Source organism: Streptomyces sp. Tu 3180 (assembly GCF_009852415.1).
GTDB lineage: Bacteria > Actinomycetota > Actinomycetes > Streptomycetales > Streptomycetaceae > Streptomyces.
Genome location: NZ_WOXS01000002.1, coordinates 1,264,167 through 1,287,320, shown reverse-complemented (window position 1 = coordinate 1,287,320; position 23,154 = coordinate 1,264,167). Strand labels below are relative to the sequence as shown.

25 protein-coding genes are annotated in these 23,154 nt (G+C 73.4%); 16 read left to right on the top strand and 9 right to left on the bottom strand.

The features are described from left to right. Positions 1–38: 38 nt before the first annotated feature. Positions 39–767 (bottom strand): lysophospholipid acyltransferase family protein, encoded by a 729-nt coding sequence (locus GL259_RS06675; protein ID WP_159530108.1) that lies wholly within the window; start codon positions 765–767, stop codon positions 39–41. 271 nt (positions 768–1,038) lie between these two features. Between GL259_RS06675 and GL259_RS06670 the strand changes: the two genes are divergently transcribed. From GL259_RS06670 to GL259_RS06655, 4 genes are all read left to right on the top strand, one after another. Next, positions 1,039–1,428, top strand: a complete 390-nt coding sequence (locus tag GL259_RS06670; protein ID WP_208026444.1) for a thioredoxin family protein — start codon at positions 1,039–1,041, stop codon at positions 1,426–1,428. Between the two features lie 142 nt (positions 1,429–1,570). After that, positions 1,571–2,080: a flavin reductase family protein gene (locus tag GL259_RS06665; protein ID WP_159530104.1), complete on the top strand. Its 510-nt coding sequence runs from the start codon at positions 1,571–1,573 to the stop codon at positions 2,078–2,080. Positions 2,081–2,298: 218 nt separating this feature from the next. Beyond that, positions 2,299–3,087 carry an electron transfer flavoprotein subunit beta/FixA family protein gene (locus tag GL259_RS06660; protein ID WP_159530102.1) on the top strand — a complete coding sequence of 263 codons (789 nt, stop codon included), beginning with the start codon at positions 2,299–2,301 and terminating at the stop codon, positions 3,085–3,087. A gap of 62 nt (positions 3,088–3,149) precedes the next feature. Further along, positions 3,150–4,112: an electron transfer flavoprotein subunit alpha/FixB family protein gene (locus tag GL259_RS06655; RefSeq protein ID WP_159530100.1), complete on the top strand. Its 963-nt coding sequence runs from the start codon at positions 3,150–3,152 to the stop codon at positions 4,110–4,112. A gap of 55 nt (positions 4,113–4,167) precedes the next feature. Here the strand turns inward: GL259_RS06655 and GL259_RS06650 are convergent, their stop codons facing one another. Beyond that, complete coding sequence (locus tag GL259_RS06650) at positions 4,168–5,073, bottom strand: endonuclease/exonuclease/phosphatase family protein (RefSeq protein WP_159530098.1); 906 nt, start codon at positions 5,071–5,073, stop codon at positions 4,168–4,170. 191 nt (positions 5,074–5,264) lie between these two features. On the opposite strand from GL259_RS06650, the gene GL259_RS06645 reads away from it, so the two are divergent. From GL259_RS06645 to GL259_RS06635, 3 genes are all read left to right on the top strand, one after another. Then, positions 5,265–6,569 carry an aldolase/citrate lyase family protein gene (locus GL259_RS06645; protein ID WP_159530096.1) on the top strand — a complete coding sequence of 435 codons (1,305 nt, stop codon included), beginning with the start codon at positions 5,265–5,267 and terminating at the stop codon, positions 6,567–6,569. A 71-nt stretch (positions 6,570–6,640) separates the two neighbouring features. Further along, entirely contained in the window at positions 6,641–7,138 is a 498-nt protein-coding gene (locus tag GL259_RS06640; RefSeq protein ID WP_159530094.1) for a DUF2975 domain-containing protein, read from the top strand. Further along, the gene (locus GL259_RS06635) at positions 7,138–7,419 is read left to right on the top strand and encodes a helix-turn-helix transcriptional regulator (protein WP_159530092.1); all 282 of its coding nucleotides are present in this window, start codon (positions 7,138–7,140) and stop codon (positions 7,417–7,419) included. Before GL259_RS06640 ends, GL259_RS06635 begins: the two co-directional genes overlap by 1 nt. 126 nt (positions 7,420–7,545) lie before the next feature. Here GL259_RS06635 and GL259_RS06630 read toward each other — a convergent pair whose 3' ends face one another. Beyond that, complete coding sequence (locus tag GL259_RS06630) at positions 7,546–8,622, bottom strand: LacI family DNA-binding transcriptional regulator (protein WP_166461434.1); 1,077 nt, start codon at positions 8,620–8,622, stop codon at positions 7,546–7,548. 212 nt (positions 8,623–8,834) lie between these two features. Between GL259_RS06630 and GL259_RS06625 the strand changes: the two genes are divergently transcribed. The 3 genes from GL259_RS06625 (at position 8,835) to GL259_RS06615 (ending at position 11,317) form a co-directional block, all read left to right on the top strand. Next, the gene (locus GL259_RS06625; protein ID WP_159530088.1) at positions 8,835–9,788 is read left to right on the top strand and encodes an ROK family protein; all 954 of its coding nucleotides are present in this window, start codon (positions 8,835–8,837) and stop codon (positions 9,786–9,788) included. Positions 9,789–9,941: 153 nt separating this feature from the next. After that, positions 9,942–10,133 carry a hypothetical protein gene (locus GL259_RS06620; protein ID WP_159530086.1) on the top strand — a complete coding sequence of 64 codons (192 nt, stop codon included), beginning with the start codon at positions 9,942–9,944 and terminating at the stop codon, positions 10,131–10,133. 143 nt (positions 10,134–10,276) lie between these two features. After that, on the top strand, positions 10,277–11,317 hold the full coding sequence (locus tag GL259_RS06615) for an NUDIX hydrolase (protein ID WP_159530084.1): 1,041 nt from the start codon (positions 10,277–10,279) through the stop codon (positions 11,315–11,317). Between the two features lie 94 nt (positions 11,318–11,411). On the opposite strand, the gene GL259_RS06610 is transcribed toward GL259_RS06615, so the two are convergent. Further along, positions 11,412–12,773, bottom strand: a complete 1,362-nt coding sequence (locus GL259_RS06610; protein WP_159530082.1) for a dipeptidase — start codon at positions 12,771–12,773, stop codon at positions 11,412–11,414. Positions 12,774–12,964: 191 nt separating this feature from the next. Here GL259_RS06610 and GL259_RS06605 point away from each other — a divergent pair, with 191 nt between their 5' ends. Further along, a complete protein-coding gene (locus GL259_RS06605; protein WP_159530080.1) occupies positions 12,965–14,203 on the top strand; it encodes a geranylgeranyl reductase family protein in 1,239 nt (412 codons plus the stop codon). On the opposite strand, the gene GL259_RS06600 is transcribed toward GL259_RS06605, so the two are convergent. After that, on the bottom strand, positions 14,187–14,636 hold the full coding sequence (locus GL259_RS06600) for a nitroreductase family deazaflavin-dependent oxidoreductase (RefSeq protein WP_159530078.1): 450 nt from the start codon (positions 14,634–14,636) through the stop codon (positions 14,187–14,189). The two genes, GL259_RS06605 and GL259_RS06600, sit on opposite strands and share 17 nt — an antisense overlap. Before the next feature lie 179 nt (positions 14,637–14,815). Here GL259_RS06600 and GL259_RS06595 point away from each other — a divergent pair, with 179 nt between their 5' ends. From GL259_RS06595 to GL259_RS06585, 3 genes are all read left to right on the top strand, one after another. Continuing rightward, positions 14,816–15,583: a TetR/AcrR family transcriptional regulator gene (locus tag GL259_RS06595; RefSeq protein ID WP_159530076.1), complete on the top strand. Its 768-nt coding sequence runs from the start codon at positions 14,816–14,818 to the stop codon at positions 15,581–15,583. Positions 15,584–15,802: 219 nt separating this feature from the next. Then, entirely contained in the window at positions 15,803–17,071 is a 1,269-nt protein-coding gene (locus tag GL259_RS06590) for a sensor histidine kinase (RefSeq protein WP_159530074.1), read from the top strand. Continuing rightward, positions 17,068–17,733 carry a response regulator transcription factor gene (locus GL259_RS06585; RefSeq protein WP_159530072.1) on the top strand — a complete coding sequence of 222 codons (666 nt, stop codon included), beginning with the start codon at positions 17,068–17,070 and terminating at the stop codon, positions 17,731–17,733. The genes GL259_RS06590 and GL259_RS06585 overlap by 4 nt, the downstream gene beginning before the upstream one ends. On the opposite strand, the gene GL259_RS06580 is transcribed toward GL259_RS06585, so the two are convergent. Further along, complete coding sequence (locus GL259_RS06580; protein ID WP_159530070.1) at positions 17,694–17,978, bottom strand: DUF6332 family protein; 285 nt, start codon at positions 17,976–17,978, stop codon at positions 17,694–17,696. The genes GL259_RS06585 and GL259_RS06580 overlap by 40 nt on opposite strands. Before the next feature lie 110 nt (positions 17,979–18,088). Here GL259_RS06580 and GL259_RS06575 point away from each other — a divergent pair, with 110 nt between their 5' ends. Beyond that, a complete protein-coding gene (locus GL259_RS06575; protein WP_159530068.1) occupies positions 18,089–18,481 on the top strand; it encodes a MarR family transcriptional regulator in 393 nt (130 codons plus the stop codon). Between the two features lie 18 nt (positions 18,482–18,499). Here the strand turns inward: GL259_RS06575 and GL259_RS06570 are convergent, their stop codons facing one another. The 3 genes from GL259_RS06570 to GL259_RS06560 form a co-directional block, all read right to left on the bottom strand. Next, positions 18,500–19,234 carry a maleylpyruvate isomerase family mycothiol-dependent enzyme gene (locus GL259_RS06570; RefSeq protein WP_159530066.1) on the bottom strand — a complete coding sequence of 245 codons (735 nt, stop codon included), beginning with the start codon at positions 19,232–19,234 and terminating at the stop codon, positions 18,500–18,502. Positions 19,235–19,307: 73 nt separating this feature from the next. Continuing rightward, the gene (locus GL259_RS06565) at positions 19,308–20,186 is read right to left on the bottom strand and encodes an SDR family oxidoreductase (RefSeq protein ID WP_159530064.1); all 879 of its coding nucleotides are present in this window, start codon (positions 20,184–20,186) and stop codon (positions 19,308–19,310) included. 195 nt (positions 20,187–20,381) lie between these two features. After that, positions 20,382–21,545: an MFS transporter gene (locus tag GL259_RS06560; protein ID WP_159530062.1), complete on the bottom strand. Its 1,164-nt coding sequence runs from the start codon at positions 21,543–21,545 to the stop codon at positions 20,382–20,384. 434 nt (positions 21,546–21,979) lie between these two features. On the opposite strand from GL259_RS06560, the gene GL259_RS06555 reads away from it, so the two are divergent. Continuing rightward, positions 21,980–23,098: a DNA primase gene (locus tag GL259_RS06555; RefSeq protein ID WP_243762265.1), complete on the top strand. Its 1,119-nt coding sequence runs from the start codon at positions 21,980–21,982 to the stop codon at positions 23,096–23,098. The last annotated feature ends 56 nt before the right edge of the window (positions 23,099–23,154 follow it).

The following is a 23,154-nucleotide window of genomic DNA, read 5'->3' as shown; positions in this document are numbered from 1 at the left end:
CGGTCCCGGGCGGCCGCCGTCCCTCCCGGCCGGTTCGCTCAGTGCGCCTCGGCCGCGCGGACCTGCTCCGGCGTCGGGGCGGTACCGCCGAGGTGCGCGGGCATCCACCAGGTGTCGTCCGGGCCCTTGGGGCGCACGGGGTAGGCGCGCTGCGCCGCCTCCAGCAGCTCCTGGACGCGCTCGCGCAGCTGGCGGGTGATCGCGCCCGCGTACTTGTCCCTGGACGCCTCGATCGTCTCGCCGACGCGGATGGTGATCGGGGTGTGGCTGCGCTTGAAGTTGCGCGGGTGGCCCTTGGTCCACAGCCGCTGGGTGCCCCACACCGCCATCGGGACCAGCGGCACGCCCGCCTCCTGCGCCAGGCGCGCGGCACCCGACTTGAAGCTCTTCAGCGTGAACGACTGCGAGATCGTCGCCTCCGGGAACACCCCCACGATCTCGCCCGACCGCAGCGACCGCAGGGCGTGCGCGTACGCCGCCTCGCCCTGCTCGCGGTCCACGGGGATGTGCTTCATCCCGCGCATCAGCGGACCGGAGACCTTGTGCCGGAAGACGGACTCCTTCGCCATGAAGCGCACGAGCCGCTTCTGCGGGAGCGCCGCCAAGCCGTTGAAGACGAAGTCCAGGTAGCTGATGTGATTGCTCACCAGCACGGCGCCGCCCGAGCGCGGGATGTTCTCCGAACCTCGGCAGTCGATCTTGAGGTCCCACACCTTGAACAGCGTGCGGGCGAAACCGATCACGGGACGGTAGACGAGTTCTGCCATGGGCGGGATGGAACCCTTCCTTCTCTGCCTGGGAAGGAGGAACTCCCAGTCGAATCGAAAGTTACGCAGCCGTAGGTTTACGGCTTGTCGCAGATGGTGCCCGAAGAACGGCCGGGGAACCAGCCCCGACGCCCGTCGGCGGGGAGATTCTCGTCACGTCCACCCCCTGATCCACCTCGGGGTTTTGCGACACCGTTACTCCGGAGGGCCCGCCCGGAGCACCTCGGGCGTGGCCGGATCGCCTCGCACGACCGGGAATCCCCGCGCCCTCGTGGGCGCTTCACAGGGGAGGGCAGCGCGATGGCGGTGCGGACGGCGGAGAAGGAGGACACGGGTGCGCGGGCGGGACGACGGCGGGCGGCTCGAGGCGGCGGAACTGGGCGCGGAACTCGGTGAACGGGCGACGCTCGTGCAGTTCTCGAGCGCGTTCTGCGCGCCCTGCCGGGCGACCCGGAGGGTGCTCGGCGAGGTGGCCGGCATGGTCGCCGGCGTGGCCCACGTGGAGATCGACGCCGAGGCCCGGCTGGATCTCGTACGGCGGCTGGAGGTCCTCAGGACCCCGACGGTGCTGGTGCTCGACGCCGACGGCCGTGTCGTCCGGCGCGCGGCCGGCCAGCCGCGCAAGGCCGATGTGATCGCCGCCCTCGGCGAGGCGGTGTGACGCCGTGAGCCGTCTCCCACATCCCGGGACCGACTTGACTGCACCTTCCGTCCATCGCCAGCCTGACACCATGCCGTCGGAACTTCTTCGCCCCCGGCGGGTACCCGGCCGCCCACGTCACCTCCCGCAGAAGGACAGTTCCATGACGGCCACGCCCGACCTCGGCGCCGCCCGGCCCGCCTCGCCCGATCTGCTGCGCTCCGTCTTCCGGAAGCACGCGGCGGGTGTCGCCGTGATCACCGCGCGCGGCCGGTCGGGTCCGGTCGGCTTCACCGCCACCTCCCTCGCCTCCGTCTGCGCCGACCCCCCGATGCTGTCCTTCGCCGTCGGCACCGGGGGCTCCAGCTGGCCCGCGATAGCGGTGAGCGACCACGTCGGCGTGCACGTCCTCGGGGAGCACCAGCAGGAGCTGGCGGCCACCTTCGCGCGCAGCGGCGCCGACCGCTTCGGCCCGGCCACCGCCTGGCAGGAGGGGCCCGAGGGCGTGCCCGTGCTGGACGACGTGCCGGCCTGGATGGTGTGCAAGGTGGTCACGCGGGTGCCCGCCGGTGACCACCGGATCGTGCTCGCCGAGGTCCTGACGGGCGACCCCACCGGCCGCGGCCGTCCGCTCCTCTACCACCAGGGGCGCTTCAACGGCCTGCGGGACTGAGCCGGGCCGGTCCCCTGCTGCGGACCCGTCGGGTTCCGGTTACGCTGCGTTGCGAAGGTCACAGTTCAAAGCGCTTGCTTAGCGGGGAAGAACTGGATGTACTGACGAGTAATATCTCGTTCGGAGCGTGGGCCGCCCCGACCGGGATCGCCCGCTTCAGGCGCCTATGCTGCCTGCAGGCAGGCAGCCAGAAATGACGATGCAGTAGGAGAGCCGGCGTGAGCTTGAGGATCGTTGTCACCGTGAAGTACGTGCCCGACGCCACTGGCGACCGGCACTTCGCCGATGACCTGACCGTCGACCGTGACGATGTGGACGGTCTGCTCTCCGAGCTGGACGAGTACGCGGTCGAACAGGCGCTGCAGATCTCGGAGAACTCCGACGACGACGTGGAGATCACCGTCCTGACGGTGGGCCCGGAGGACGCCAAGGACGCCCTGCGCAAGGCGCTGTCCATGGGCGCCGACAAGGCGATCCACGTGGAGGACGACGACCTGCACGGCACCGACGCCATCGGCACCTCCCTGGTCCTGGCCAAGGCGATCGAGAAGGCCGGCTACGACCTGGTGATCTCCGGCATGGCCTCCACCGACGGCACCATGGGCGTCGTCCCCGCGCTGCTCGCCGAGCGCCTGGGCGTTCCGCAGGTGACCCTGCTGTCCGAGGTCTCCGTCGAGGACGGCACGGTCAAGGGCCGCCGCGACGGCGACGCCGCCAGTGAGCAGCTGGAGGCCTCCCTCCCGGCGGTCGTGTCGGTCACCGACCAGTCGGGCGAGGCCCGTTACCCGTCCTTCAAGGGCATCATGGCGGCCAAGAAGAAGCCGGTGGAGTCCTGGGACCTGTCCGACCTCGACCTCGAGGCGGAGGAGGTCGGTCTGGAGGGCGCCTACACCACGGTCGACGCCGCGACCGAGCGTCCGGCCCGCACCGCCGGCACGATCGTCAAGGACGAGGGCGAGGGCGGCAAGCAGCTCGCCGAGTTCCTCGCGAGTCAGAAGTTCATCTGAGCCGAGAGGCTCGACTCGCTTCCCGCCCCTCACCACTTCGCAAGCAGGAGAGAAGAAGTCCCATGGCTGAAGTTCTCGTCTACGTCGACCACGTGGACGGCGCCGTCCGCAAGCCCACCCTGGAGCTGCTGACGCTGGCCCGCCGCATCGGCGAGCCGGTCGCCGTCGCGCTGGGCGGCGGTGCCGCGGACACCGCCGCCACCCTCGCCGAGCACGGTGCGGTCAAGGTCCTCACCCACGAGGCCGCCGAGTACGCCGAGTACCTGGTCGTGCCGAAGGTGGACGCCCTGCAGGCCGCGGTCGAGGCCGTCTCCCCGGCCGCCGTCCTGGTCCCCTCCTCCGCCGAGGGCAAGGAGATCGCCGCCCGCCTGGCGCTGCGCATCGGCTCCGGCATCATCACCGACGCCGTCGACCTGGAGGCCGGCGACGAGGGCCCGGTGGCCACCCAGTCGGTGTTCGCCGCGTCCTACACCACCAAGTCCCGCGTCTCCAAGGGCACTCCGGTCATCACGGTCAAGCCGAACTCGGCCGCCGTGGAGCCGGCGCCGGCCGCCGGTGCGGTCGAGGCCCTGTCGGTGACCTTCTCCGCCCAGGCGACCGGCACCAAGGTCACCGGCCGCACGCCGCGCGAGTCGACCGGCCGTCCGGAGCTGACCGAGGCCGCGATCGTGGTCTCCGGCGGCCGCGGTGTGAACGGCGCGGAGAACTTCGCGATCATCGAGGCGCTCGCCGACTCCCTCGGCGCGGCCGTCGGTGCCTCGCGCGCCGCGGTCGACGCCGGCTGGTACCCGCACACCAACCAGGTCGGCCAGACCGGCAAGTCGGTCTCGCCGCAGCTGTACATCGCCTCGGGCATCTCCGGCGCGATCCAGCACCGCGCCGGCATGCAGACCTCGAAGACCATCGTGGCCGTCAACAAGGACGCCGAGGCCCCGATCTTCGAGCTGGTCGACTACGGCGTCGTCGGCGACCTGTTCGACGTCGTCCCGCAGCTGACCGAGGAGATCAAGGCCCGCAAGGGCTGATCGGCTCCCGGCCGTACGAGACCCCCGCGACCGTGCAGGCCGCGGGGGTCTCGGGCTATCCGGGCGTCAGTGACGCCTGCACCGGCAGGTGGTCGCTCGGGAACCGCCCGGCCGGCGCGAAGGTGTTGACGGACGCCCGGTGCACCGTGGTGCCGGGTGTGGCCAGGATCCAGTCGATGCGGGGGCCGCCCGGCACCGGCGGCCGGTACCCGTGGAAGGTCCCGTACGGCGCACCGCGCTCGCGCGCCGCGTCCCAGGTGTCGACGAGCCCGGCGCCCAGCATCGTGTCGTACACCGGATCGCCGTGGGCGGCGACGTTGAAGTCCCCCGTCACCACCACCGGCACGGAACGGCCCAGCCCGCCGATGCGGTCGGCGATGAGGGCGGCGGCCCGCTCGCGGGCGTACCGGCTCGCGTTGTCCAGGTGGGTGTTGAGGACGTGGAACTCCCGGCCGTCCGCGCGCAGGTCGCGGAAGCGGACCCGGGTGACCATGCGGACGAAGGCGTTGCCCCAGGTGTTCGAGGCGATCACGTCCGGGGTGTCGGAGAGCCAGAAGTGGTCGTACTCCAGCGGGGCGAGCCGGCGGGTGTCGTAGAGGACCGCCGTGAACTCGTCCCGGCTGCCGCCCGCCCGCCCGGTGCCGATCCAGTCGTAGGCCGGGCCCAGGTCCGCCCCGATGTCCAGCAGCTGCCGGTAGAGGCCCTCCTGGGTGCCGATGACGTGCGGGCGCTCGCGGCGCAGCAGGTGCCGCATCACGGGTCTGCGGACGGCCCAGCTGTGGGGCTCCGCCGCGCTCGCGAAGCGCAGGTTGAACGACATGACCTCCAGGGGACGGCCCGGGCGTTCCTCCGCCGGGGCGGGCCGGGAGGACAGTGCTGTACTGGAGAGCGGGAGGGCGACGGAGGCGGCCAGCGCGGTCTTCACCCCCAGGCGGCGTGTGACTCGGCTGTGGTGCGGCACGGGTGTCCTGCCTTTCTGCTCGGGGCGGTCCGGCCGTTCGCTTCCGCTCAGACGGTGCCAGACGGACGTGAGCCTGCCGAGAGGGCGGAGGGGGCCGGAACGCGGGACGGGTGTTGACCGGCGGGAAGTCGCCCGATAGCTTCGTTCTACGGATTGTTGATTCCGTATGGCGGAAGTGAGGAGTGTGCGGCATGGGGCAGGGCCAGCAGGAGCGGGTGGCGACGAGTCTCGCGGGTGCCGTCAGCGAGGGGATCAGTGCCTCCCTCGCGCCAGTCGACGCCGAACTGGAGCGCCGCTACCCCGGAGACCCCGGCACCCGTCAGCCCGTCCACACCGTCTACGTCCCCGGCGACGCCTTCGCCGCCGGCACCCTCCGCTCCTGGGGCGACCGGGCCCTCGCCGCGCTCGACGAACACGCTCCCGACGCCGCGTCGTTCGCCGCCGTCCTCGGCCTGGACGACCGGCTGGCCGAGGACGTGTACGGCCGCGTCCGCGCCAAGCTGGAGCGCGAGCCGGTCGAGGACCTGCGCGTCGACTTCGAGGACGGCTACGGGAACCGGCCCGACGCCGAGGAGGACGAGGCCGCCGCCCGCGCGGCACGCCTGATCGCCGAGGCGTACGGCGACGGCACCGCCGCCCCCTGCATGGGCATCCGCATGAAGTGCATGGAGGCCGCCGTCCGGGACCGGGGCATCCGCACCCTGGACGTCTTCCTCACCGGCCTGATGGGGGCCGGCGGCCTGCCGGACGGGCTGGTCCTGACCCTGCCCAAGGTCACGTACCCCGAGCAGGTCACCGCCATGGTCCGCCTCCTGGAGGCCTTCGAGGAGGCGCACGGCCTCGGGCCGGGCCGGATCGGCTTCGAGATCCAGATCGAGACCAGCCAGGCCGTCCTGGCCGCCGACGGCACCGCCACCGTCGCCCGCATGATCCAGGCCGCCGGGGGCCGCGCCACCGGTCTGCACTACGGCACCTTCGACTACAGCGCCTGCCTCGGCGTCTCCGCTGCTCACCAGGCCGGCGACCACCCGGTCGCCGACCACGCCAAGGCCGTCATGCAGGTCGCGGCGGCGGGCACCGGGGTGCGGGTCTGCGACGGCTCCACCAACGTCCTGCCCGTCGGGCCGGCCGAGAAGGTGCACGCCGCCTGGCGCCTGCACTACGGACTCACCCGCCGCGCCCTGGTCCGCGCCTACTACCAGGGCTGGGACATGCACCCCGGCCACCTCCCCACCCGCTACGCGGCCGTCTTCGCCTTCTACCGCGAGGGCTTCGAGCAGGCCGCCGCCCGCCTCGCCCGGTACGCCGGCCGGGCCGGCGGCGACGTCATGGACGAGCCCGCCACCGCCAAGGCCCTCGCCGGGTACCTGCTGCGCGGCCTGGACTGCGGCGCCCTCGACGTCGCCGAGGTGGCACGGCTGACCGGCCTGACCCGCGCCGACCTCCAGGGGTTCGCGGCGTCCCGGCGGGGCGACCTCACGACCTCGGTGCGGTAGCCGGGCCGCCCGCTTGCCTCACCTATCGAATCTCGATAGATTTCCATCGTGGTTCGATCGGAGGAGGGGTCATGGGGCAACTGACGGTGTTCGCGCTGCGTGCCGTGCTCGGAGCGCTGCTGGCGGGCTCGGTGTTCGTGCAGGCGGTGATGGTGCCGCTGCTGGCGAGCGATCTGGAAGGGCTGGACGCGGACCACGCGCACCTGCGCACCCCGTTCCTGCTCGTCGTGGTGCTCGGGGTGGTGACCGCCCAGGTCGTCCTGGTCTGCGTCTGGCGCCTGGTGACGATGGTGCGGCGCGGGACCGTGTTCTCCCACGCCGCCTTCCGGTACGTGCACATCGTGATCGGCGCGTTCGTGGCCGCCGCGCTCCTGGTGTTCACGCTCGGGGTGCTCCTGGCGCCGGGCGAGGCCGTGGCCCCGGGCGTCGTGCTCCTGCTGGGCGGGGCCGGTCTGGCGGTCCTGGGTGTCGCGCTCGTCGTGCTGGTGCTGCGGATGCTGCTCGCCCAGGCCGTCGCGCGCGACGTCGAGGCGTCACGGATGCGGGCCGAGCTGGCCGAGGTGATCTGATGCCGATCGCCGTCGACATCGACGTGATGCTGGCCAGGCGGAAGATGTCCGTGGGCGAGCTCGCCGAACGCGTCGGGATCACGCCCGCCAACCTGGCGGTCCTCAAGAACGGCCGCGCCAAGGCGGTGCGGTTCACGACGCTCGCCGCGCTCTGCGAGGTGCTCGAGTGCCAGCCGGGCGACCTGCTGCGCTGGGAGCCCGAGGGTCCCGGGGACGCCCAGGGCCCCGGGGACTGCGGGGGCGCGGAGGCACCCCTCGCGGGTGAGGCCGTCCGCCCGTGACGCGGCCCCCGGTCGAGGGGGTCGTCTCCGGGCCCCCGCGCGGCAGGCCCGTCGCGGGCGGCGCGGACGCGGGGACGGCACCGGCGGCCGGCACCGGATCACGGCGCGGCCGCCGGTGCCGTCCGCTCAGTCCGCCGGGGGCAGCTCGCCGGAGCCGCGCGTGATCAGCCGGGTCGGCAGCTCGATCCGCTCGGGGCGGAGCAGGGTGCCGTCCAGCTGGCGGAAGAGGCGCTCGGCAGCGGTCCGGCCGAGGGCCGCCGCGTCCTGGGCGACGACCGTGACACCCGGCTGGAGCAGATCGGCGAGCTCGATGTCGTCGAAGCCGACCAGCGCGACCCGGCGCGCGTGCCCGGCCAGCACCCGGATCACGGTGACCGTCACCCGGTTGTTGCCCGTGAAGATCGCGGTGACCGGATCCGGACCGGAGAGCATCTCCTCGGCCGCCCGGCGCACCCGCTCGGGGTCGGTGACGCCCAGTGACATCCAGGAGTCCGCCACCGGTATGCCCGCGTCCGCCATGGCGGTCCGGTAGCCGCGCAGCCGCTCGGCCGCGGTGTGGATGCGGGGCATGTCGCCGATGAAGCCGATCCTGCGGTGTCCGTGTGCGATCAGGTGCGCCACGCCGTCGCGGGCGCCGCCGTAGTTGTCCGACAGGACGACGTCCGCGTCGATCCTCCCGGCCGGCCGGTCCACGAACACGGTGGCGACGCCCGCCTTCAGCTCCGGCTCCAGATACCGGTGGTCGTCGCCGGCGGGGATCACCACCAGCCCGTCCACCCGGCGGGCGCACAGCGCCAGCACCAGCTCCTGCTCGCGGTCGGCGTCCTCCGCGCTGGAGCCGTTGATCAGCAGGGCGCCGTGTGCGCGGGCCACCTCCTCGACCGCCCGGCTCAGCGGCCCGTAGAACGGGTCCGCCAGATCCTCGAGGACCAGTCCGATGCTGGCGGTGCGGCCCTTGCGCAGCACTCGCGCACTGTCGTTGCGGCGGAAGCCGAGGGCCTCGATGGCCTCCTGGACGCGGCGCTCCGTCTCCGGCGTGACCCCGGGTTCGCCGTTGACCACCCGGGAGACCGTCTTGAGCCCGACCCCGGCGCGGGCGGCCACGTCCTTCATCGTCGGACGGCTGCCGTAACGGGTCCCTGGGAGGTGGTCGGTGCGGCGGGGCGTCTCCGGCACGGTGCGGTGTCCTGTCCTGTCGTCCACGGGGATGCGTGGGGCCGTGGGGTTGTATGAGGATGTGGCGTCGAGCATAGAGCCTGGACAACGTTGTCAGGCTCGGGGGACACTGTCCACCGCACCCTCCGGCCCGCGCGTCGCCGCGCGGCCGGGGTGTTCTCTGCCCCCTGTGCCGCCTCCTCGGCCGCCCAGGGGCCTTCCGGGCGTTTTCTGATGGTTGACGGGGAGATCCGACACTGATGCACACCGACCTCGTGGCTGCGCTCGACATCGGCGGCACCAAGATCGCCGGCGCGCTGGTGGACGGCCGGGGCCGGATCCTGGCCCGCGCCCAGCGGCCGACGCCCGCGCGGGAGGACGGGGAGACCGTGATGCGGGCGGTCGAAGCCGTGCTCGGCGAACTCCACGCGTCCCCGCTGTGGCGCAGCGCCCGCGCCGTGGGCATCGGCAGCGCCGGCCCCGTGGACGCCTCCGCGGGCACGGTGAGCCCGGTGAACGTGCCGGGCTGGCGCGACTACCCGCTCGTCGCCCGGGTCCGGGACGCGGCCGGGGGCCTGCCCGTGGAGCTGATCGGCGACGGCGTGGCGATCACGGCGGCCGAGCACTGGCAGGGCGCCGCCCGCGGCCACGACAACGCGCTGTGCATGGTCGTGTCGACCGGGGTCGGCGGCGGCCTGGTGCTGGGCGGCCGGCTGCACCCCGGACCGACCGGCAACGCGGGCCACATCGGCCACATCAGCGTCGACCTGGACGGCGACCCGTGCCCGTGCGGCGCGCGCGGCTGCGTGGAGCGCATCGCGAGCGGCCCGAACATCGCCCGCCGCGCCCTGGCCGACGGCTGGCGGCCCGGCCCGGACGGCGACACCTCCGCCGCCGCGGTGGCCACGGCCGCCCGGGCCGGGGATCCGGTGGCCGTCGCCTCCTTCGAACGGGCCGCCCGGGCGCTGGCCGCCGGCATCGCGGCCACCGCGACCCTCGTCGAGATCGACATCGCCGTGATCGGCGGGGGAGTGGGCAAGGCCGGCGAGATCCTCTTCACCCCCCTGCGCGAGGCCCTGACCGAGTACGCCACCCTGTCCTTCGTCCGGCGCCTCACGGTGGCCCCGGCGCGGATGGGCACCGACTCCGGTCTCGTGGGCGCCGCTGCGGCGGCGCTGGCCAGGCGGACGGACCCGGCGGCCATGGGCGTCTGAACGCGGCCTCCCGGGCGCGGGCCCCGCGCGGGGTGCCGGGGGGCGTCCGGGCCCGCCCGGGGCGCTCCGCCGGGGCGGAGCCGGACACGGCCGCCGGCGCGACCGCGCGAACCCGTGCGTGACCCCGGAGCCGTTCGGGCAGTTGAGCCCGTCATGAAGAAGCGCAGCATGCTCGCCATCGCCTCCCTCGCCACCGGCTTCGTCGTCGCGGCGGTCACCCCGTCGCACGCGCTCGGGGGGAGCGCCGACGCCCTCGGCACCGACGACGCCCTCAGCACCCTCGACCGGACCGTCGACGCCGACGACGTCCTGGACCTGGACCGGACCCGGGAGGGCAGGGACTGACGCGTCCCGCGGCAGGACCGCACGGCGCCGGCGCCCCTCGTCCCGGGGTGCCGGCGCCGTCGTCATGCGTTCTCAACTGGAGCTGGTTTCCGTGGCAGGGTGGAGCGGGCAAGCCACAGGGGGCCAACAGAAGAGGGGGAACCGTGATCGTCTGGATCAACGGCGCGTTCGGGGCGGGAAAGACCACCACCGCGCACGAACTGATCGAGCTGATCCCGAACAGCACGCTCTTCGACCCCGAGGTCATCGGCGGAGCACTGGACCGTCTGCTGCCGCCCAAGCACCTCGCCGAGGTCGGTGACTTCCAGGACCTCCCGATCTGGCGACGGCTCGTGATCGACACGGCGGCCGCGATGCTCGCCGAGCTCGGCGGGACCCTCGTGGTCCCCATGACCCTGCTGCGCCAGGAACACCGCGACGAGATCTTCGGCGGCCTCGCCGCCCGCCGGATCCCGGTCCGCCATGTCCTCCTCGCCCCGGCCGAAACGATCCTGCGGGAGCGCATAGCCGGCCGTGAGGTTCCCGCGGACCTCCCCGACGGCGAGATACGCGTCCGGCAGTGGTCCTACGACCACATCGAGCCGTACAAGTCCGCTCTCGCCTCCTGGCTCACCGCCGACGCCTACCCGATCGACACCGGTGCCCTGACCCCGTACGACGCCGCCCTGCGGATCGCCGAGGCGGTCGGCAGCGGCGCGGCGCCCGCCTGCGACATCGTGCAGACGCCCGAGCCCACCGCCGAGACCGTCGCCGCCGGGGTCCTGCTCTTCGACGAGCAGGACCGGGTGCTGCTCGTCGACCCGACCTACAAGGCGGGCTGGGAGTTCCCGGGCGGGGTCGTGGAACGCGGGGAGGCACCCGCACGCGCGGGCATGCGCGAGGTCGCCGAGGAGACCGGGATCCGCCTCGACGAGGTACCGGCACTGCTCGTCGTCGACTGGGAACCGCCCGCACCGCCCGCGTTCGGCGGCCTGCGCCTGCTCTTCGACGGCGGCCGTCTCGACTCCGAGGACATCGGCCGGCTGCTGCTGCCCGGACCCGAACTGCGCGACTGGCGCTTCGCCTCCGAGGAGGAGGCCGCCGAGCTGCTGCCGCCGGTCCGCTACGAGCGGCTGCGCCGGGCGCTGCGGGCCCGGGAACGCGGGAAGGCGATGTACCTGGAGGCCGGGGTGCCGGTCGGATGAGCGGGGGACGGGCCCGGTGACGTCCGCGGGAGGACGGCGGGGCGGATCCCCCGCCCGGGGACGGGGGATCCGGCGGAGCGGCGGGCCGCCGCGCTCAGCCCGCGTCGGACGCGTAGGCGCGCAGGAACAGCGCCTCCGCGACCGACAGCCGCTCCAGCTCGTCGGGGGACACGCTCTCGTTCACCGCGTGGATCTGCGCCTCCGGCTCGCTCAGCCCGATGAGCAGGATCTCCGCCTTCGGGTAGAGGGCGGCGAGGGTGTTGCACAGCGGGATCGAGCCGCCCTGACCCGCGTACTGCATCTCCTGGCCCGGGTACGCCACCGCCATCGCGTCGGCCATCGCCTGGTAGGCCGGGCTGGCGGTGTCCGCGCGGAACGCCTGGCCCTGGCCGATCTGCTCGGTGCTCACCCGCGCGCCCCACGGCGTGTGCGCCTCCAGGTGCGCCCGGAGCAGCCTCGTCGCCTCCGCCGCGTCGACGCCCGGCGGCACCCGCAGGCTGATCAGCGCGCGGGCGCTCGCCTGGACCGACGGCGTGGCGCCGACCACCGGCGGGCAGTCGATGCCGAGCACGGTGACCGCCGGGCGCGCCCAGATGCGGTCGGCGACCGTGCCGGAGCCGATCAGCTCCACGCCGTCGAGCACCTTCGCGTCCTTGCGGAACTGCTCCTCCTCGTACTGCAGCCCGTCCCAGGCGGTGTCGCTGGTCAGCCCGTCGACGGTCGTGGTGCCGTCCTCGGCGCGCAGCGAGTCCAGGACGCGCACCAGCGCGGCCAGCGCGTCGGGCGCGGCACCGCCGAACTGGCCGGAGTGCAGGTTGCCCTCCAGGGTGTCGATCCGCACCCGGACGAGCGTCATGCCGCGCAGGGTGGAGGTGACCGTCGGCAGGCCGGCGCGGAAGTTGCCCGCGTCGCCGATGACGATCGTGTCGGCCTCCAGCAGCTCGGGGTGGTCCTCGGCGTACCGCTCCAGGCCGCCGGTGCCCTGCTCCTCCGAGCCCTCGACGATCACCTTGACGTGCACGGGGACGCCGCCGTTCGCCTTCAGCGCGCGCAGCGCCAGCAGGTGCATGATGACGCCGCCCTTGCAGTCGGCGGCCCCGCGCCCGTACCAGCGGCCGTCCCGCTCGGTCAGCTCGAAGGGCGGGGTGGTCCAGCCGGCCTCGTCCAGCGGCGGCTGCACGTCGTAGTGCGCGTACAGCAGCACGGTCTTCGCGCCCTCCGGGCCGGGCAGGAAGCCGTACACCGACCGGGTGCCGTCCGGGGTGTCGAGCAGGGCCACGTCCTGGAACCCCTCGGCGGTGAGCGCGTCCGCTATCCAGCGCGCGGCGCCCTCGCTCTCCTCGCGGGGGAACTGGCCGAAGTCCGCCACCGACTTGAAGGCCACCAGTTCGGTGAGCTCCGCCTTCGCCCTGGGCATGAGGGAGGCGACGGTCGCGGCGACCGGATTCGACGACATGGGCACGCTCCTTGTGGGTGCGACGTTGTACTTCTGCGTACTTCTGTGTACGAGATGATCGTGCGGGCGCGGGCACATTCCCGTGTACGGGGCACCCACGCCGCCGATCCTCCCACAGCGGCCTGCGGTGACCGCCGCCGTAGGATGCGGGAGACAGCGGCAGGCGGCTTGATCGGGAGCAGTAGACCATCGTGAGCAGCGAGAACTCTTCGGCGGACGACGTGCGGCAGGTGTGGGACGTCGTCGTGGTGGGTGCGGGACCCGCGGGGGCCTCGGCCGCCTACGCGGCGGCGGTCGCGGGGCGGCGCGTGCTGCTGCTGGAGAAGGCGGAGCTGCCGCGCTACAAAACCTGCGGCGGCGGCATCATCGGCCCCTCGCGCGACGCGCTCCCGCCCGGCTTCGAGCTTCCGCTGAAGGACCGGGTGCACGCGGTGACGTTCTCCCACAACGGCCGCTTCAGCCGCACCCGCCGCTCCCGGCAGATGCTGTTCGGGCTGATCAACCGGCCCGAGTTCGACCAGCAGTTGGTGGAGCACGCGCAGAAGGCGGGCGCCGAGCTGCGCACCGGGGTCACCGTGCAGCGGGTCGAGCAGCACGGCTCGGCCGTACCGGACCGGCGCACGGTCGCCCTCGTGCTGCAGGGCGGCGGGACGGTGCTCGCGCGGGCCGTCGTCGGCGCGGACGGCAGCGCGGGCCGGATAGGAGCACACGTCGGGGTCAAGGTCGACCAGGTCGACCTGGGCCTGGAGGCGGAGATCCCGGTGCCGGAGACGGTCGCCGAGGACTGGAAGGGGCGGGTGCTCATCGACTGGGGCCCCATGCCCGGCAGTTACGGCTGGGTGTTCCCCAAGGGCGACACGCTGACCGTCGGCGTGATCTCGCGGCGGGGTGAAGGCGCCGCGACCAAGCGGTACTTGGAGGACTTCATCGGGCGGCTCGGCCTCGCCGGCTTCGAACCGAGTATCTCCTCCGGCCACTTGACCCGCTGCCGCGCCGACGACTCGCCGTTGTCGCGCGGGCGGGTGCTGGTGTGCGGGGACGCGGCCGGGCTGCTGGAGCCGTGGACCCGCGAGGGCATCTCCTTCGCGCTGCGCTCGGGCCGGCTGGCGGGGGAGTGGGCGGTGCGGATCGCCGAGGCCCACGACGCCGTGGACACGCGCCGGCAGGCGCTGAACTACGCCTTCGCCGTCAAGGCGGGCCTCGGCGTGGAGATGAGTGTCGGCAAGCGGATGCTCGCGGCGTTCGAGCGGCGTCCCGGGGTGTTCCACGCGGTCCTCACCGGCTTCCGCCCGGCCTGGAAGGCGTTCAAGGACATCACCCGGGGCTCGACGACGCTCGGCGAGCTGGTGCGCACCCACCCGTTGGCCCACCGGGCGCTGATGGCGCTGGACCGGCGTCCCGCGGACGACGCGGTCAGCTCCGGGTCGTGATGCGGAAGACCGGGTGGTCGGGGGCGATGCGGCGCAGCTCGTCGTCGGAGGAGCGGGGGCCGACTCCGCCGAAGAAGACCCCGACCTCCGCCTTCCACCGCTCGAGGTAGGCGCGCAGCAGCGGCGGCTTGTCGTCGTCGGCCACCTCGGTCGCGGTGAAGACCTCCACGTTCCGGCCCAGGCGCAGCTCGCCGCCGCCGGCCGCGCGCATGTTGTGCGTCCACTGGACGTGACCGCGCGGCGCGACGAGGTACTGCTCGCCGTCCACGGTGAGGAGGTTGACCGGGGTCGTCCGCCACTGTCCGCTCCTGCGGCCGCGGACGGCGAGGATCCGTGAGCCCCAGACGCTCAGTCCGCGGCGGGTCAGCCACGCGACGGGGCGGTTGACGACGTGGACGGTGAACCAGCCGGGCTTCTTGACGTGCGTGGACATGTGCGGACCCCCAGGGACGCGGTCGTTTTCGTGAGCGATGCTCTCTTGTGTGAGCACTGCTCTCGTCGATGGACGCCGGTCTGCCCGAGACCGGCGGTCCAGGACAAGAGCAGTGCTCTCTTTCCGGTTCAGTGCTCTCCTTTGTGTGCGGTGCTCTGCTTCCGTGGAACACTGATCCCATGAGCACCGCACACGGCGCCCGTGCCCGGGCCAGGATCGAAGTCACGGCGGCCATCAAGGAAGAGGCCCGCAGGCAGCTCGCGGAGGAGGGCGCCGCGAAGCTCTCCCTGCGGGCCGTGGCCCGTGAGCTCGGCATGGCCTCCTCCGCGCTGTACCGCTACTTCCCCAGCCGTGACGACCTGCTGACCGCCCTCATCATCGACGCCTACGACTCCCTCGGCGCGGCCGCCGAGGCGGCGCACGACGCGGCCGCCGGCGCCGGGGCCGTGCGGCGCTGGACCGCGGTGTGCGAGGGCGTGCGCGGCTGGGCGCTCCGGCACCCGCACGAGTACGCGCTGATCTACGGCTCGCCGGTCCCCGGCTACACCGCGCCCCGGAGCACCGTCCCGCCCGCCTCCCGGGTCGCCCTCGTCCTCATCGGCATCCTCCGCGACGCCCACCGGGGCGACGGGCTGGTCCGGCCCCCGCTGCCGGACGACCTGCGGCCCGAGGCCGTGCGGATGGCCGCCGACTTCGCGCCCGACCTGCCGCCCGAGGTGGCGGTGGCGATGGTGGCGGCCTGGGCGCAGCTCTTCGGGCTCGTCGGATTCGAGCTGTTCGGGCAGTTCAACCGGGTCGTGGAGGACCGCGAGACGTTCTTCCGGCACGCGGTGGGGCAACTCGCCGGCACCGTGGGCCTGCCGTGTCCGCGGCAGGAGGGGGCCGGGCGGGCCCCCGCCCCCCAGGCCGCCGGAACCGGGGGCGAGGGCAGCAGCTCCGGATCCTGACGCAGCACCCGGGCGTGCGGCGACCGCAGCCCGGCCCCGGATCCGCGCCCGTCGCCTCGGCGAACTCGCTCCCCGCCGTGCTGCTCCTGCCGGTCCCCGTCCACCGGCGGACGGCCGCCGCCCCGCTCCGTCGCCGGCGGAGGTACTTCGCCGGGAGTACGTGTGAGCACCGCGCCGGGGTGACGCCGCGCGGGGCGTCCGGCGTCTAGCGTGGCCGGCATGCACGAGCGACGTGGGCGCGGCGGGCCGTCCGGGTGGTGGCACCACGGGCCGCCCGCCCGGTGGTGGCGGCACGGCCCGCCCGGACGGGACGGCCGGCCCGACCGGCCCGACGACGGCGCCGAGGACCGGCGCCCCCGGTGGCCCTGGCGCTCCACCGCGCTGCTCACGGCGTTCGTGCTGGTCGGCTCCGACTTCGCGGAGCACGCCCAGGAGGGCGGGCGCGTCGCGCTGGACCCCTTCGCGCGGGCGCTGCTGCTCGTCGCGGGGGTGACGCTGCTGTGGCGGTGGCGTCACCCCGCGATCGTGGCGTTCGGCACGGTCGCCGCCGTCCTGCTCTACCTGGGGGCCGGATACCCGTACGGCCCGGTCCTCCTCACCATCGCCGTGGCCTGTTTCAGCGCCGTCGTCTCGGGGCGCCGCCGCGCCGCGTGGGCGGCGCTGGGGACGCTCTGGGCGGGGCACGCGCTCATGGCCCACGTGCTGTACCGGTGGCTGCCGCCGTCCGGCGACCCGGGCGCCTCCTGGAACCAGGAGATCGTGGCCGCCACCTGGGCGGTGGCGGTCGTGGCGGTGTCGGAGCTGGCCCGGGCCCGGCGCGAGCAGTGGGCGCGGGAGAGGGCCGAGCGGGCCCAGGCGGCGCGCCGGCGCGCGGACGAGGAGCGGCTGCGGATCGCCCGCGAGCTGCACGACGTGCTCGCGCACAGCATCTCCGTCATCAACGTGCAGGCGGGCGTCGGGCTCGCGCTGCTGGACAGCGACCCGGAGCAGGCGCGCACCGCGCTCACCACCATCAAGAACAAGAGCAAGGAGGCGCTCGGGGAGGTGCGGCAGGTGCTCGACACACTACGGGCGCCCGGCGCCGCGCCCCGCACCCCGGCGCCCGGCCTGGACCGGCTGCCCGAGCTGGTGGAACAGGCCGCGAGCGCGGGCCTCACGGTCACCGTCGAGGGGGAGCCGCCGGACCTGCCGCCCGGCACGGACCTGGCCGCCTTCCGCATCGTCCAGGAGGCCCTCACCAACGTCGTACGGCATTCCGGGTCGCGGCGGGCGCACGTGCGCGTCGAACGGGGCGAGGGGCGGCTGAGCCTGTGCGTCGACGACGACGGTCCGGCCACCGGCGCCGACGCGGGCGGCGGCGGCAAGGGGCTCGCCGGGATGCGGGAGCGGGCCGCCGCGCTGGGTGGCACCATCGAGGCGGGCCCGCGCCCCGACGGGGGCTTCCGGGTGCTCGCCGTGCTGCCGCTCGAGACCGGGGAGGACCGGTGATCCGCGTACTGCTCGCCGACGACCAGGCACTGGTCCGGGCGGGATTCCGCGCGCTGCTGGACGCCCAGCCGGACATCGAGGTGGCGGGGGAGGCGTCCGACGGCGAGGAGGCGGTGCGCCTGATCCGCGAACTGCGGCCCGACGTCGTCCTGATGGACATCCGCATGCCCGCGCTCGACGGCCTGGCAGCGACCCGCCGGGTCACCGGGGACGCGGAGCTGGCGGAGGTGAGGGTGGTCATGCTCACCACCTTCGAGCTGGACGAGTACGTCTTCGAGGCGATCCGCTCGGGCGCCTCCGGCTTCCTGGTCAAGGACACCGAGCCGGAGGAACTCCTGCGCGCGGTGCGGGCGGTGGTCGCGGGCGACGCGCTGCTCTCGCCCGGGGTGACCCGCCGCCTGATCGCCGAGTTCGCGGCCCGCTCCAAGGAACCGGCCGCCGCCGGCGCCCTGGCCCGGCTCACCGAACGGGAGCGGGAGGTGATGGCCCTGGTCGGCATCGGCCTGTCCAACGAGGAGATCGCCCGCCGCCTGGTCGTGAGCCCGCTCACCGCCAAGACCCACGTCAGCCGCACCATGGTGAAGCTGGGTGCCCGCGACCGGGCCCAACTGGTGGTCCTCGCCTACGAGTCCGGACTGGTGCGGCCGGGCTGGCTGGGCTGAACCGGCCGCCCGGAGCGGAGCAGCACGGCGGCCGTACGGACGGCGAACAGGACCGGCGCGAGCACCAGCCCGGCGCGCAGCAGCACGGTCTCCAGGACGTCCGGCAGCGCGAAGAGCAGCGCCGGTCCCGCCACGGCCCCGAAGACGACCGCCGCCGCGAAGGCCGCACTGCACAGCGCGTACCCGATCTCGACGGTGATCGCGTCCCGCTCGGCCTGGGTCCGTCGTCCCCCGTGTCCCGTCATGTGCGTCCCCCGTGTCCCGTCATGCGCGTCCCCCGTCCGCGGTCGTTCCGGAATCATGCCCCGGGCACTCGGCCGCGGCAAGGGACCGGTGGTCCTGCTACGGTGCGCCCATGGCGGCGACGCAGGCCGAACAGGCGCTCGTGGAACGCTGGCGGAGCATGCTCGCGCTGCATGCGCGGACCCAGTGCGAGCTCGACCGCGCGCTGCACGGACACGGGGTGTGCGCCAGCGACTTCGAGGTCCTGGACGTACTCGCCGCGCACTCCGCCGCCCACGGCTGCTCCTACCGCGTCCAGGAGATCTCCGAGCGTGTCCATCTGAGCCAGAGCGCGCTGTCCCGGCTGATCGCCCGCCTCGAGCGGGAGGGGCTGGTCGAGCGCGGGATCTGCCCGGAGGACCGGCGGGGGGTGCGGGTGTCCCTCACGGCGAAGGGGCGCGCGCTGCACGGCGAGGTGCTGCCCGTGCAGCGCGCGGTGCTGGCCCGGATGCTCACGGACGGCTGAGCGCCCGCTCCCGGGGCGTCAGGTCACGGCGGACGCGTCACGCCAGAGCGCGGCGAGCGCCGGGTCCCCCGAAACCGCCGGCACCGGCAGCCGGTTCCACAGCGCAAGGTACAACCGCTCCGCGGGGCCGGCCAGTTCGCACTCGGCGTCCCCGCCCGCGTCCCGCACGGTCACCGGTGGCTCCTGGGACAGCCGCACGGTCCACACCGCGTCGGCGTCGGTGACCCGCACCCGCAGGACGCGCGGCACCTCGGTGCGCACCCGGCTCCTGGGGCGGGCGTGGAAGCCGCGCAGCAGTTCGTCGATGCCGTCCACGGCGAAGTCCGTGGCGATCGGCGTGGCGGCGCCGCCGCGCGCCGACTCCGCGTCGAACCGGTGCACGGCCGTCTCGTGCGCCTGGCGGCGGGCCCAGAAGGCGAGCGCGGAGGGCGGTCCGGGCAGGAAGGTGAAGCACTCCACGTCGGGCGGCGCGCCGGTCAGGACGTCGAGGAGGTGGCGGTGGCTGTCGCGGTACCAGTCCACGAGTTCCGCGCCGTCGGTCTGCGGGGGCTCGCCCATCGGGCGGGGAGCGGTCCACCGGTCGGCGACGAACCCGGCGGCCCACCGGTGGACCACGCCGGTGTGCCGCAGCAGGTCGCCCACCCGCCAGCCCGGGCAGGCCGGCACCGCGGCGTCCACGCCGGCCTCCTCGGCGGCGGTGGCCAGCAACTGCCCCTCTTCGTCCAGGATTTCCAGGAACCAGGAAGTGTCCATGCACAGGAGTCTGCCGTACGCGGCCGGAGCGCACCCCGGTCCGGCCCGCCCTCGCGGTCTCCGGACGGTTCTCCTACGGCAGTGGCGTCCCGCCCGTCGCGTTGACGATCTCCGCGGTGATGTACGACGCCTCCTGGGAGGCGAGGAAGACGTACGCCGGGGCCATCTCGGCCGGCTGGGCGGGCCGCCCGATGGGCGCCTGCTTGCCGAACTCCTTCGTGTCCGGCAGCGTCGCCGGGATCAGCGGTGTCCACACCGGTCCCGGTGCCACGGCGTTGACGCGGACGCCGCGTTCGATCACCATCTGCGCCAGCCCCTGGGTGAAGGTGACGATCGCCCCCTTGGTCGTCGCGTAGTCCAGCAGGTGCGGGCTCGGCTTGTAGGCCTGCACGGAGGTCGAGTTGATGATGCTGCCGCCCTCCGGCATGTGCGGCAGCGCCATCTTGCACAGCCAGAACATGCCGTACAGGTTGGTGCGCATCACCCGGTCGAACTGCTCGGTGGAGATCGCCTCGATGCCGTCCGGCTGCGACATCTGGTACGCCGCGTTGTTCACCAGGACGTCGATCCGGCCGAACTCCGACACGGCGCGGTCGATCAGCGCCCGGCAGTTCTCCTCCTCCCGGATGTCGCACGAGACGGGCACGGCCCGCCGGCCGGCCTCCTCCACCAGGCGCGTGGTCTCGGCGGCCTCGTCCTTCTCGCTCTCCAGATGGGTGAAGAGCACGTCGGCGCCCTCACGCGCGAACGCCAGGGCGACCGCCCGCCCGATCCCGGAGTCCCCGCCGGTGATCACGGCCTTGCGGTCCGTGAGCCGGCCGCTGCCCCGGTAGGAGTCCTCCCCGTGGTCCGGCGGCGGGTCCATGGGACCGGTCCAGCCGGGATGCGGCTGGTCCTGGGACGGGAAGTCGGGGGTCGGATGCTGCCCGGCGGGGTTCTGCTGTTCGGTCACGGTCTCTCCCTGTTCCGCGGGGTCGGTCGTGTGCGCACCGCCCGTCGACGTGCGGCCGGCGGGCGCGGAAGAGCGGGTACCCCGACGCGGGGCGGCCGATCAGGCGGTTTGCGCCGAACAGCCGAACGGCCGGGAGCACCGTGCGGACCGGGTCCGCGGGGGCGGCCGTCCCGGCGGCGCGGGGCGCGTGCGGGCTCAGCCCGTGTCCACCCGGCGCGTGGCGAAACCGATGAGCGTGGCCACCGCGGCCAGCACCGCCACGCTGGTCAGCGCGACCGGCAGGCTGGACCAGTCCGCCATGAACCCGATCGCGGGCGGGCCGAGGAGCATGCCGCCGTAGCCCAGCGTGGAGGCGACGGCGACACCGCTGGAACCCGCGAGCGCGCCGGCCCGTTCGACGGCCACGGGGAAGAGGTTGGCGAGACCGATCCCGGTGACCGCGTAGCCGAGCAGGGCGGCCCACAGGGAGGGCGCGAGCGCGCCGAGCAGCATCCCGGCCGTCGCGGTGGAGCCGCCCGCGAGCACGGTCCGGGTCCGGCCCAGCCGCTCGAGCAGGGTCGTGCCGGTCAGCCGTCCGACCGTCATCGCGAGCGCGAAGCACGAGTACCCGAGGGCCGCGGCACCCGGTGAGGCGCCGAGGTCCTGCTCGAGGTGGAGCGCGCCCCAGTCGGCCAGCGCCCCTTCGCCGTACGCGGTGCACAGCGCGATGAGCCCGAAGACGATCACCAGCCCGCGGGTACGGCCCGACGGCCGGTGCGGGGCGGACGGCTCGGACCGCCCCCGGTCCGCCGGGTTCAGCGGCTCGCACCGCAGGAGCATCCGCCCCGCCACGGCCGTCACGAGCAGCCCGACGGCGGCGAGTCCCCACAGGTGCCGGGCGGGCGAGAGGGAGCCCGCGACCAGGGCGCCCAGCCCCGCGCCGAGCATGCCGCCCAGACTGAACGCGGCGTGGAAACCGGGCATGATCGGCCGCCGCAGCGCGGCCACCAGATCGACGGCGGCGCTGTTGAAGGCGACGTTGATCCCGCCGTAGGCCGCACCGAACAGCAGGAGCACCGTGCCGAGGGCGGGGGCGGAGTGGGTCAGCGGGGGCAGCCCGACACTGAGGGAGAGCAGGACCGCGCAGACGACGGTGACCGGATGGCTGCCGTAGCGGCGGCACAGGCGGCCGGTGAGCGTCATGGTGACGACGGCTCCGGCGGAGACGCCGAGCAGGGCGAGGCCCAGGGCGCTGGCGGAGGCGCCGGTCTGCTCCTTGATGGCGGGGATGCGCACCACCCAGCCGGCGAAGACGAAGCCGTCGAGGGCGAAGAAGAGGGTCAGGGCGAGTCGGAGTCGGACGAGGTCGGTACCCGGCACGGCACTGTGCGATCGGGTTTTGTTTATTTGCGGCACAAAGTCAGGCTAGGCGGGCGCGGGAGGCAAGGGCAAGCACGCCGACGGCCGCGACGGCCACCACGGCGAGCGCCCCGGAGGCGAGCCGCCGTGCCGCGGACCGCACGGGACGTCGTCGACGCCGGTCCCGGGGATTGCGTCCCGGGTCCGGAACCCGCCGTGCCGCCGGTCCCCGGCGCCCCGGCGCAGACCTCGGCGAACCGGATTCCGGCCGCCGGCGCGGGGGGTTCCGTGAGGCCCGGGAGCCGCCTGGTGCTCCGTAAGAGCGTGGGGATTAACCCGTGTGAACGTCTCGGATGGTGAGGCCGGATCGCATGGCCGACTGTGGATCACGCGGGGCCGGGTTCACCGTGCTGGCGAGGCGTCAGCAGCCCGGCCGCCTATGGAAGGACTCTCAGATGCGCTCTGCCCGCATGGTGCTCGCCACCGCAACGGCCACGGCGGCTCTCGCCATCTCCGCCCCCGTGGTCTACGCGGACCACATGGGTGACAAGGACCACGACAAGTCTTCCTACAGCAAGGAGTACGACGAGGAGAGCAAGCACGACGAGGAGAGCAAGCACGAGGAGGAGAGCAAGCACGACGAGTACAGCAAGGACGAGTACGGCAAGGACGAGTCCAAGAAGGACGACGAGTACAAGAAGGACGACCACGGCAAGGACGACGAGTACAAGAAGGACGACGAGGAGAGCAAGCACGGCAAGCCGCACGGCGGTGTCCACGCGGGCGGCGGCGCTCTGACCTCGCTGAACGAGGACGAGTACGGCAAGGACGACGAGTCCAAGGACGAGTACGGCAAGGACGACGAGTCCAAGGACGAGTACGGCAAGGACGACGAGTCCAAGGACGAGTACAGCAAGGACGAGTACAGCAAGGACGAGTACGGCAAGGACGAGTCCAAGAAGGACGACGAGTACAAGAAGGACGACTACGGCAAGGACGACGAGTACAAGAAGGACGACGAGGAGAGCAAGCACGGCAAGCCGCACGGCGGTGTCCACGCGGGCGGCGGCGCTCTGACCTCGCTGAACGAGGACGAGTACGGCAAGGACGACGAGTCCAAGGACGAGTACAGCAAGGACGAGTACAGCAAGGACGAGTACAGCAAGGACGACGAGTCCAAGAAGGACGACGAGTACAACAAGAAGGACGAGTACAGCAAGCACGAGGAGGACAGCAAGAAGGAGGAGGAGAAGAAGTACGACAAGCCGCACGGCGGTGTCCACACGGGCGGTGGGGCCCTGGCCGCGGTGAACGAAGAGGACTGGGGCAACTCCAAGGACCGGAAGTACGACGCCGAGTCCTACAAGGAGAAGGACGACTCGCACAGCGAGGAGTCCTGGGGCGGCAAGGAGGACGAGCACGGTAAGTACGACAAGCCGCACGGCGGCGTGCACACCGGTGGCGGTGCCCTCGCCGAGCCGGGTGTCACCGCGGGTGGCCTGGCCGCGCTGGCGGTCCTCGGTACCGGCGCGTACGCGCTGCGACGCAAGAAGGTCTCCGGAAACCTGGCCTGAGCCATGTCCGGTGTCATAGAGACCGGGGCCGCCGGACGCGCGTAGCGCGTCATGGC

What these genes read in the sequence shown, in the direction of transcription:
- GL259_RS06675 (WP_159530108.1), bottom strand. Translation starts at nt 767, where the DNA reads ATGGCAGAACTCGTCTACCGTCCCGTGATCGGTTTCGCCCGCACGCTG.
- GL259_RS06635 (WP_159530092.1), top strand. Translation starts at nt 7,138, where the DNA reads ATGCCGATCGCCGTCGACATCGACGTGATGCTGGCCAGGCGGAAGATG.
- GL259_RS06665 (WP_159530104.1), top strand. Translation starts at nt 1,571, where the DNA reads ATGACGGCCACGCCCGACCTCGGCGCCGCCCGGCCCGCCTCGCCCGAT.
- GL259_RS06655 (WP_159530100.1), top strand. Translation starts at nt 3,150, where the DNA reads ATGGCTGAAGTTCTCGTCTACGTCGACCACGTGGACGGCGCCGTCCGC.
- GL259_RS06625 (WP_159530088.1), top strand. Translation starts at nt 8,835, where the DNA reads ATGCACACCGACCTCGTGGCTGCGCTCGACATCGGCGGCACCAAGATC.
- GL259_RS06555 (WP_243762265.1), top strand. Translation starts at nt 21,980, where the DNA reads ATGCGCTCTGCCCGCATGGTGCTCGCCACCGCAACGGCCACGGCGGCT.
- GL259_RS06580 (WP_159530070.1), bottom strand. Translation starts at nt 17,978, where the DNA reads ATGACGGGACACGGGGGACGACGGACCCAGGCCGAGCGGGACGCGATC.
- GL259_RS06600 (WP_159530078.1), bottom strand. Translation starts at nt 14,636, where the DNA reads ATGTCCACGCACGTCAAGAAGCCCGGCTGGTTCACCGTCCACGTCGTC.
- GL259_RS06575 (WP_159530068.1), top strand. Translation starts at nt 18,089, where the DNA reads ATGGCGGCGACGCAGGCCGAACAGGCGCTCGTGGAACGCTGGCGGAGC.
- GL259_RS06620 (WP_159530086.1), top strand. Translation starts at nt 9,942, where the DNA reads ATGAAGAAGCGCAGCATGCTCGCCATCGCCTCCCTCGCCACCGGCTTC.
- GL259_RS06595 (WP_159530076.1), top strand. Translation starts at nt 14,816, where the DNA reads ATGAGCACCGCACACGGCGCCCGTGCCCGGGCCAGGATCGAAGTCACG.
- GL259_RS06570 (WP_159530066.1), bottom strand. Translation starts at nt 19,234, where the DNA reads ATGGACACTTCCTGGTTCCTGGAAATCCTGGACGAAGAGGGGCAGTTG.
- GL259_RS06640 (WP_159530094.1), top strand. Translation starts at nt 6,641, where the DNA reads ATGGGGCAACTGACGGTGTTCGCGCTGCGTGCCGTGCTCGGAGCGCTG.
- GL259_RS06610 (WP_159530082.1), bottom strand. Translation starts at nt 12,773, where the DNA reads ATGTCGTCGAATCCGGTCGCCGCGACCGTCGCCTCCCTCATGCCCAGG.
- GL259_RS06645 (WP_159530096.1), top strand. Translation starts at nt 5,265, where the DNA reads ATGGGGCAGGGCCAGCAGGAGCGGGTGGCGACGAGTCTCGCGGGTGCC.
- GL259_RS06590 (WP_159530074.1), top strand. Translation starts at nt 15,803, where the DNA reads ATGCACGAGCGACGTGGGCGCGGCGGGCCGTCCGGGTGGTGGCACCAC.